Here is an 8,605-nt window from a genome sequence, read left to right as displayed (position 1 = left end):
CGCCCGGCCCGGCACGCGCACCCGGCCCTGCCTGCCCGGCCCGGCACCCATGGATCCGGGCTCGCCCGGCCCGGCCCGGTGTTCCCGGGTGCCGGCGGAGCGCTCGCGGCGGTTGACCCCGTTCTCGCTCTCGGCGTACGACCTCCGGGAACTTCGCCAGGCGTCCGCGCGCTTGCATACTGTGGCAGGACCGGCAGCAAGACGGCGGTTTTCCACGACCGCCTCCGCGATCGAAGGGACGTACATGCCCATGGGTCACACGGCCACAGCCGAGGCAGGCTCCGGCGGCCTGACAGCGACCGAGCACCGCCTGGCCAACGGTCTGCGCGTGGTGCTCTCCGAGGACCACCTGACCCCGGTCGCGGCGGTGTGCCTCTGGTACGACGTCGGCTCCCGCCACGAGGTCAAGGGACGTACCGGTCTGGCTCACCTTTTCGAGCATTTGATGTTCCAGGGCTCCGCCCAGGTCAAGGGCAACGGTCACTTCGAGCTGGTGCAGGGCGCGGGCGGCTCGCTGAACGGCACCACCAGTTTTGAGCGCACCAACTACTTCGAGACCATGCCCGCCCACCAGCTGGAGCTCGCCCTCTGGCTGGAGGCCGACCGCATGGGCTCCCTGCTCGCGGCCCTGGACGACGAGTCCATGGAGAACCAGCGGGACGTCGTCAAGAACGAGCGCCGCCAGCGCTACGACAACGTGCCCTACGGCACGGCGTTCGAGAAGCTGACCGCCCTCGCCTACCCGGAGGGGCACCCGTACCACCACACGCCCATCGGGTCCATGGCCGACCTGGACGCGGCCACTCTGGAGGACGCGCGCGCCTTCTTCCGCACGTACTACGCGCCCAACAATGCCGTCCTCTCGGTCGTCGGCGACATCGACCCCGAGCAGACGCTCGCCTGGATCGAGAAGTACTTCGGCTCCATCCCCGCCCACGACGGCAAGCCGGAGCCGCGGGACGGCTCGCTGCCCGACATCATCGGCGAGCAGCTGCGCGAGGTCGTCGAGGAGGAGGTCCCGGCCCGCGCCCTGATGGCCGCCTACCGGCTTCCGCACGATGGCACGCGCGCGTGCGACGCGGCCGACCTGGCGCTGACCATCCTGGGCGGCGGCGAGTCCTCCCGCCTGTACAACCGGCTGGTACGGCGCGACCGCACGGCCGTCGCCGCCGGGTTCGGCCTGCTGCGGCTGGCCGGGGCGCCCTCCCTGGGCTGGCTGGACGTGAAGACCTCCGGCGACGTCGAGGTCCCGGTCATCGAGGCCGCCATCGACGAGGAGCTCGCCCGGTTCGCCGAGAAGGGCCCGACGGCCGAGGAGATGGAGCGCGCCCAGGCCCAGTTGGAGCGCGAGTGGCTGGACCGGCTCGGCACGGTCGCGGGCCGCGCCGACGAACTGTGCCGGTACGCCGTCCTGTTCGGCGACCCGCAGCTCGCCCTGACCGCCGTCCAGCGCGTCCTGGAGGTGACGCCGGAGGAGGTCCAGGAGGTCGCCAAGGCCCGCCTGCGCCCCGACAACCGCGCGGTGCTCGTCTACGAGCCCGTCGCCGGCGAGGCCGACGACACCGACGCCGCCGTAGCCGCGGCCACCGACGACACCGAGGAGGCGGCGAAGTGACCGAGCTCGCCACGATGGAGTTCCACCCCCGGCCCCAGGCGGGCGAGGCCAAGCCGTGGGCGTTCCCGGCGCCCGAGCGCGGGACGCTCGACAACGGCCTGACGGTGCTGCACTGCCACCGCCCCGGCCAGCAGGTCGTCGCCGTCGAGGTGCTGCTGGACGCACCCCTCGACGCCGAGCCGGCCGGCCTCGACGGCGTCGCCACGATCATGGCGCGCGCCTTCTCCGAAGGCACGGACAAGCACTCGGCCGAGGAGTTCGCCGCCGAGCTGGAGCGCGCGGGCGCCACGCTCGACTCGCACGCCGACCACCCCGGCGTCCGCCTGAGCCTGGAGGTCCCGGCCTCGCGCCTGCCCAAGGCGCTCGGTCTGGTGTCCGATGCCCTCAGGGCGCCGGCGTTCGCCGACAGCGAGGTCGAGCGGCTGGTGCGCAATCGGCTCGACGAGATCCCGCACGAGATGGCCAACCCCTCCCGTCGCGCCGCCAAGGAGCTCTCCAAGGAGCTGTTCCCGGCGACCTCGCGCATGTCGCGCCCGCGCCAGGGCACCGAGGAGACGGTCCGCAGCATCGACGCGGCGGCCGTCCGCGCCTTCTACGACCGGCACGTCCGCCCGGCCACGGCCACCGCCGTGGTCGTCGGCGACCTCACCGGCATCGACCTCGACGCCCTGCTCGGCCAGACCCTGGGCTCCTGGACCGGCCCCTCGGTGAAGCCGCGGCCCGTGCCGCCGGTGACCGCCGACGACACCGGTCGCGTGGTGATCGTGGACCGTCCCGGCGCCGTCCAGACCCAGCTGCTCATCGGCCGCATCGGCCCCGACCGGCACGACCGCGTGTGGCCCGCCCAGGTGCTCGGCACCTACTGCCTCGGTGGCACCCTCACCTCCCGCCTGGACCGCGTCCTGCGCGAGGAGAAGGGCTACACCTACGGCGTGCGGGCGTTCGGCCAGGTGCTGCGCTCCGCCCCCGACGGCTCGGGTGCCGCGATGCTCGCGATCAGCGGCTCAGTAGACACCCCGAACACCGGGCCGGCCCTGGAGGACCTCTTCACAGTGCTCCGCAAGCTCGCCGCGGAGGGCCTCACCGACGCCGAGCGCGACGTGGCCGTGCAGAACCTCGTCGGCGTGGCGCCGCTCAAGTTCGAGACGGCGGCGGCCGTGGCGAGCACGCTGGCCGACCAGGTCGAGCAGCACCTGCCCGACGACTACCAGGCGAGGCTGTACCAGCAGCTCGCCGCGACCGGCACGGTGGAGGCCACCGCGGCGGTCGTCAACGCCTTCCCGGTGGACCGTCTGGTGACGGTGCTCGTCGGGGACGCGGCGCAGATCAAGGAGCCGGTCGAGGCCCTCGGCATCGGCCAAGTCGCCGTCGTCGCGGCCGAGTAGAGACGCTCGGCGCACGGTCGTACCGGCCGGCGAACGGCACGCGCGCGGAGGAGCCCTGGTGACCGAAGTGTCACCAGGGCTCCCTGATGTCCGCGTGATGTCCGAATTGAGGAGAGGCTTCCCGTCTGCCCTGTGGCGTGCGCTACAAAACCCCTGTTCCGTTTGGGAATTGAAAGACGCCCCGTTTAGCGTCGGTCCGGCTGTCCGTCAGGCAGTGCGCCGCACCCGCGGCACCGGACAGCCATCGCCGAGTCCCCGTACGGCGCGAGCCAGGGGAGCCGGGGACCCATCATCAGTCCCTGGGGTGAATCGGACGCCCGCGCGTGCCGCGAGGGGGTCCGTAGGAGACCTTCCTGCTCCGAACCCGTCAGCTAACCCGGTAGGCGAGAGGGAAGGAAAGGACCAGCCACCACATGGCATTCACGCGCGCCGCCGGGAAGCACCGTCGTCCGAGCCGGATGCGCCACACCACCGCCCGCGCGGCGGGCGTCGCGGCCCTGACCACCACCGGCGTCATCGGCACCGTTGCCGCCGCCCCGGCGCTCGCCGCCGAGGCTCCTGCTCCCGAGGACACCGGCCTCACGCCGGTCGTCACGATCGGCGACTCCGTCGCCGCGAAGATCGACGCCCAGGCCGTCGCCCAGAAGCAGGCGGCCGAGCAGAAGAAGGCCGAGGAGGCCGCGCGCAAGAAGGCCGCCGAGCAGGCGAAGAAGGAGCGCGAGGCCAAGGCACGCGCCGCCCGCGAGGCCGAGCGCAAGCGCCTCAACGCCTTCGTCCCGCCGATCGTCAACTCCTACGTCTCCACCGGCTACAAGGCCGGCGGCTCCCTGTGGTCCTCCGGCGCCCACACCGGCATCGACTTCCATGCCGCCAGCGGCACCGCCGTCCACGCCGTCGGCGTCGGCACCGTCGTCGAGACCGGCTGGGGCGGCGCGTACGGCAACCAGATCGTGATCAAGATGGCCGACGGCATGTACACCCAGTACGGTCACCTGTCGTCCATCGGCGTCTCGGTGGGCCAGAGGGTCATTGCGGGTCAGCAGATCGGCCTCTCCGGAGCGACCGGCAACGTCACCGGACCGCACCTCCACTTCGAGGCCCGGACGACCCCGGACTACGGCTCCGACGTCGACCCCGTGGCCTACCTCCGCAAGCACGGCGTGAACGTCTGACGCATCGGCGCCGCAGACGTCCCGAAGCCCCGGCTCCCCGAGCCGGGGCTTTCGGTGTTTCGGACGCCCGACTGTCCAAAAAAACTCCATGGATTCCGGCCCGCCATCGGAAATTCCGGCTCATTGCAATAGAGTCACGGAACACGCGTCCATCGTCGACGTTTCACGGGGATTAAGGCGGAGGTCGGTCATGCGTATTCCGGCGCACTCGGTGTGCACGGCGATCCGGGACGACATCGTCGCCGGTGTCCACGAGCGCGGCAGCCGGCTCACCGAGGAAGTCCTCGCGCGCCGCTACGGCGTCTCGCGTGTCCCCGTGCGTGAGGCCCTGCGCACCCTGGAGGCCGAGGGTTTCGTGGTGACCCGGCGGCACGCGGGCGCGTGTGTCGCCGAGCCGACCGAGCAGGAGGCGGCCGACCTGCTGGAGATGCGCCTGCTCCTGGAGCCGCTCGGCGCCTCCCGCGCCGCCCAGCGGCGCACGGAGGCCCATTTGAAGGTGCTGCGCGGCCTGGTCCGGCTGGGCCAGGAGCGGGCCAGGCGGGGTAGCAGCGAGGACCTGCGCTCCCTGGGGGGCTGGTTCCACGAGACGCTCGCCCAGGCCTCCGGCAGCCATGCGCTGACCTCGATGCTGACCCAGTTGCGGCACAAGATCGCCTGGATGTACGCGGTGGAGGCGTCGGCCAACCCCGTGGAGTCCTGGGCCGAGCACGGGGCCATCGTGGACGCCGTCGCGCGCGGCGACAGCGAGCGCGCGCGGGCCATCACCGCACTGCACACCGAGCGCGCGAGTGCCGCGCACCGGCTGCGTTTCCCCGGCGGCGCGGACCGCGCAGGCCGTGTGAGAACTTCGCAACATCCCGTAAACATGTCGGGCCTGCAGCATTAACACGCGCGACGTATACAAAGAAGGGATATTCGGCGGAGGTGTATTTCCGTTGCCCTTTTTCGCGCGGGCCGGGAATTTATGGCGGCGCGCTATTCGTGTGCCCGCGGTGAGCGTCCGGAATGTGCCCGCGGTAAATCCACCGGAATCGGGTGCGAAAACGGCGAAGCCGCGCCGCCCGAAAACGGCGAAACCGCGCCGCCCGGAAAGGGCGACGCGGCTTCCCCGCATGGATCAGACCGTCTCGGGAAGCTCCTCGAGACCCTCGGAGACCAGCTTGGCCAGCCGGTCGAGGGCAGCGTCCGCGCCCTCGGCGTCGGACGCCAGGACGACCTCCTCGCCGCCCTGGGCGCCGAGGCCGAGGACGGCCAGCATGGAGGCCGCGTTGACGGGGGTGCCGCCGGCCTTGGCGATCGTCAGGGGGATGCCTGCGGCCGTGGCGGCCCGGACGAAGATGGAGGCGGGGCGGGCGTGGAGGCCCTCGGCCCAGCCGACGTTGACGCGGCGCTCAGCCATGTGATGGTGCCCTTCAGGTATCAGGGTTGTCTAGACCAGTTTCCCACATCGTGAAGCATGCCCGGAGCGGTCCTTCGTCCCGCCCCTGGGGTGTCGCCGGACCGCGGCCTCGGTCCGACTTTCGTCCTCCACAGACTGCCTCGCGCCGTTGTCGGACGCGAGCCTTACTCTGGGGCCCATGCAGACCCCGTCGGACCGGCACGAGTACCCCGCCCACTGGGAGGCCGACGTGGTGCTGCGCGACGGCGGCACCGCGCGGATCCGGCCCATCACCATTGACGATGCCGGCCGCCTGGTCAGCTTCTACGAGCAGGTCTCGGACGAGTCGAAGTACTACCGCTTCTTCGCGCCCTACCCGCGCCTGTCCGCGAAGGACGTCCACCGCTTCACGCACCACGACTTTGTGGACCGGGTGGGACTCGCCGCCACGGTCGGCGGCGAGTTCATCGCCACCGTACGCTACGACCGCATCGGTGCCGACGGCATGGCCGCCTCCGCGCCCGCCGACGAGGCCGAGGTCGCCTTCCTGGTGCAGGACGCGCATCAGGGGCGCGGGGTCGCCTCCGCTCTCCTGGAGCACATCGCGGCCGTCGCGCGCGAGCGCGGCATCCGGCGCTTCACCGCCGAGGTGCTGCCCGCCAACACCAAGATGATCAAGGTGTTCACGGACGCCGGGTACACCCAGAAGCGCAGCTTCGAGGACGGCGTCGTCCGCCTGGAGTTCGACATCGAGCCGACGGACCGTTCCCTGGCCGTGCAGCGCGCGCGGGAGCAGCGCGCCGAGGCGCGGTCGGTACGGCGGCTGCTGGTACCCGGTTCGCTCGCCGTCATCGGCGTGGGCCGGACGCCCGGGGGCGTGGGCCGGAGCATCCTCGACAACATCCGCGACGCCGGGTTCACCGGCCGTCTCCACGCCGTGAACAGGGCCTTTTCCGAGGATCAGAAGGAGATCGACGGGGTGCCCGCGCACCGCTCGGTGCGGGACATCGACTCCCCGGTCGACCTCGCGGTCGTCGCCGTGCCGGCCGAGCACGTCCCGGAGGTCGTCACCGAGTGCGGAGAGCACGGCGTGCAGGGCCTCGTGGTGATCTCCGCCGGGTACGCGGAGAGCGGGCCCGAGGGGCGCGAGCGCCAGCGCGCCCTCGTGCGGCACGCGCGCGCGTACGGCATGCGCATCATCGGGCCCAACGCCTTCGGGATCATCAATACTTCGCCGGACGTCCGGCTGAACGCCTCCCTCGCTCCCGAGATGCCCCGGCCCGGCCGCATCGGGCTGTTCGCGCAGTCGGGGGCCATCGGCATCGCCCTGCTGTCCCGGCTGCACCGGCGCGGGGGAGGGGTCACCGGGGTCACGGGCGTGTCGACCTTCGTGTCGTCCGGCAACCGGGCGGACGTCTCCGGCAACGACGTCCTGCAGTACTGGTACGACGACCCCGACACCGACGTGGTCCTCATGTACCTCGAGTCCATCGGCAACCCGCGCAAGTTCACCCGCCTCGCCCGGCGCACGGCGGCGGCGAAGCCGCTGGTCGTGGTGCAGGGAGCCGGTTCCGCTCCGCAGGGGCATACGGTACGGGCGACGCGGTTGCCGCACGCGACGGTGTCCGCGCTGCTCCGGCAGGCCGGGGTGATCCGCGTGTCCACCATCACGGAGCTGGTGGACACGGGGTTGCTGCTGGCGCGCCAGCCGTTGCCCGCCGGGCCGCGGGTGGCGATTCTGGGGAACTCCGAATCGCTGGGGATGCTGACGTACGACGCGTGTCTCTCCGAGGGGTTGCGGCCGCAGCCGCCGCTGGATCTGACGACCGCGGCGTCGGCGGAGGACTTCCGGGTGGCGTTGTCGCGGGCGTTGGCCGACGAGACGTGCGACGCGGTGGTCGTGACGGCGATACCGGCGGTGGGGGAGACGCCGGCCGGGGACGCGGCGTTGGCGGAGGCCCTGAGATCCGCTGCCGAGACGGTTCCCGGGAAACCGGTGCTGGTGGTGCACGTCGAGCTGGGTGGGCTGGCGGAGGCGTTGTCGGCTGCGGCCGGCACCGCACCATACGCAGGTTCGAACGCGCAACGCGTGCCCACCGCGGCAGCGTCCATGAACGCGGGACCCGGCGATGCACCGCCGGCCGCCGCAGTCCCCGGGGACTCCCACACCTGCTCCCGCCTCATCCCCGCCTACCCCGCCGCCGAACGCGCCGTCCGTGCCCTCGCCGAGGCCGTGAAGTACGCCCAGTGGCGGCGGGAGGCCGCCGACCCCGGGAAGGTGCCCGAGTACGACGACATCGACGAGAAGGGCGCCGCCCGGCTGATCGAGGGGCTGCTCACGCGCGGGCAGGGGCTCACGCTCGGCACGGACGAGACGTGCGAGCTGCTCGGGCGGTACGGGATCGCCGTCCGCAGGGCCGTCCCGGCACCCTCCCCCGAAGCCGCCGCCGAAGCCGCCCGCACCCTCGGCTACCCCGTCGCCCTCAAGGCCACCGCCCCGCACCTGCGGCACCGCGCCGACCTGGGTGGCGTACGGCTGGATCTCGCGGACGAGGAGCAACTGCGGCGGGCGTACGCCGAGTTGACCGAGCTGTTCGGCAGCCCGCAGGAGCTGCGGCCGGTGGTGCAGGGGATGGCCCCGCGCGGGGTGGACACGGTCGTAAGGGCCGTGATCGATCCGGCCGCCGGCGCGGTGCTCTCCTTCGGGCTCGCCGGGGCCGCCTCGCAGTTGCTCGGGGACATGGCACACCGGCTGGTCCCCGTCACCGACCGGGACGCGACCTCGATGATCCGGTCCGTCCGGACGGCGCCCCTCCTGTTCGGCTGGCGCGGCTCGGCGCCGGTCGACACACCTGCGCTGGAGGAGCTGCTGCTGCGCGTGTCGCGGCTGGTCCACGACCACCCGGAGGTCGTCGCGGTCACCCTGGAGCCGGTCGTCGTCGCCCGGCGCGGGCTGAGCGTCCTCGGCGCCAGCGTGCGCCTTGCGCCCCCGCCCGCCCGCGACGACCTCGGCCCGCGCACGCTCCCGGCGTACTGAGCGACGTGTCCCCGGCAC

The 8,605-nt window shown here is 72.4% G+C and carries 7 protein-coding genes and 1 riboswitch; of the genes, 5 read left to right on the top strand and 2 right to left on the bottom strand.

What is annotated here, in order from left to right:
* On the bottom strand, positions 1-252 hold a 252-nt coding region (locus ABZV31_RS30780; protein WP_355900165.1), incomplete at its 3' end, for a hypothetical protein.
* Between ABZV31_RS30780 and ABZV31_RS30775 the strand changes: the two genes are divergently transcribed.
* From ABZV31_RS30775 to ABZV31_RS30760, 4 genes are all read left to right on the top strand, one after another.
* Positions 245-1,615, top strand: coding sequence for a pitrilysin family protein (locus ABZV31_RS30775; RefSeq protein ID WP_355900163.1), 1,371 nt, complete (start codon positions 245-247; stop codon positions 1,613-1,615). The genes ABZV31_RS30780 and ABZV31_RS30775 overlap by 8 nt on opposite strands.
* Positions 1,612-3,000, top strand: a complete 1,389-nt coding sequence (locus ABZV31_RS30770; RefSeq protein ID WP_355900161.1) for a pitrilysin family protein — start codon at positions 1,612-1,614, stop codon at positions 2,998-3,000. Before ABZV31_RS30775 ends, ABZV31_RS30770 begins: the two co-directional genes overlap by 4 nt.
* A gap of 235 nt (positions 3,001-3,235) precedes the next feature.
* Positions 3,236-3,401, top strand: a riboswitch (cyclic di-AMP (ydaO/yuaA leader).
* 12 nt (positions 3,402-3,413) lie between these two features.
* The gene (locus tag ABZV31_RS30765) at positions 3,414-4,172 is read left to right on the top strand and encodes a M23 family metallopeptidase (RefSeq protein WP_355900160.1); all 759 of its coding nucleotides are present in this window, start codon (positions 3,414-3,416) and stop codon (positions 4,170-4,172) included.
* A gap of 190 nt (positions 4,173-4,362) precedes the next feature.
* Positions 4,363-5,058 (top strand): GntR family transcriptional regulator, encoded by a 696-nt coding sequence (locus tag ABZV31_RS30760; protein ID WP_355900158.1) that lies wholly within the window; start codon positions 4,363-4,365, stop codon positions 5,056-5,058.
* A gap of 231 nt (positions 5,059-5,289) precedes the next feature.
* On the opposite strand, the gene ABZV31_RS30755 is transcribed toward ABZV31_RS30760, so the two are convergent.
* Entirely contained in the window at positions 5,290-5,571 is a 282-nt protein-coding gene (locus tag ABZV31_RS30755) for an HPr family phosphocarrier protein (RefSeq protein ID WP_355900156.1), read from the bottom strand.
* 178 nt (positions 5,572-5,749) lie between these two features.
* Here ABZV31_RS30755 and ABZV31_RS30750 point away from each other — a divergent pair, with 178 nt between their 5' ends.
* Entirely contained in the window at positions 5,750-8,587 is a 2,838-nt protein-coding gene (locus ABZV31_RS30750) for a GNAT family N-acetyltransferase (RefSeq protein WP_355900154.1), read from the top strand.
* Positions 8,588-8,605: the final 18 nt, after the last annotated feature.

The sequence above is a fragment of the Streptomyces sp. NPDC005202 genome (genome assembly GCF_040608235.1).
In the GTDB taxonomy this organism is placed as follows: domain Bacteria; phylum Actinomycetota; class Actinomycetes; order Streptomycetales; family Streptomycetaceae; genus Streptomyces.
Note: the sequence above shows the minus strand (reverse complement) of the source record. Positions and strands in the feature narration are given on the sequence as shown.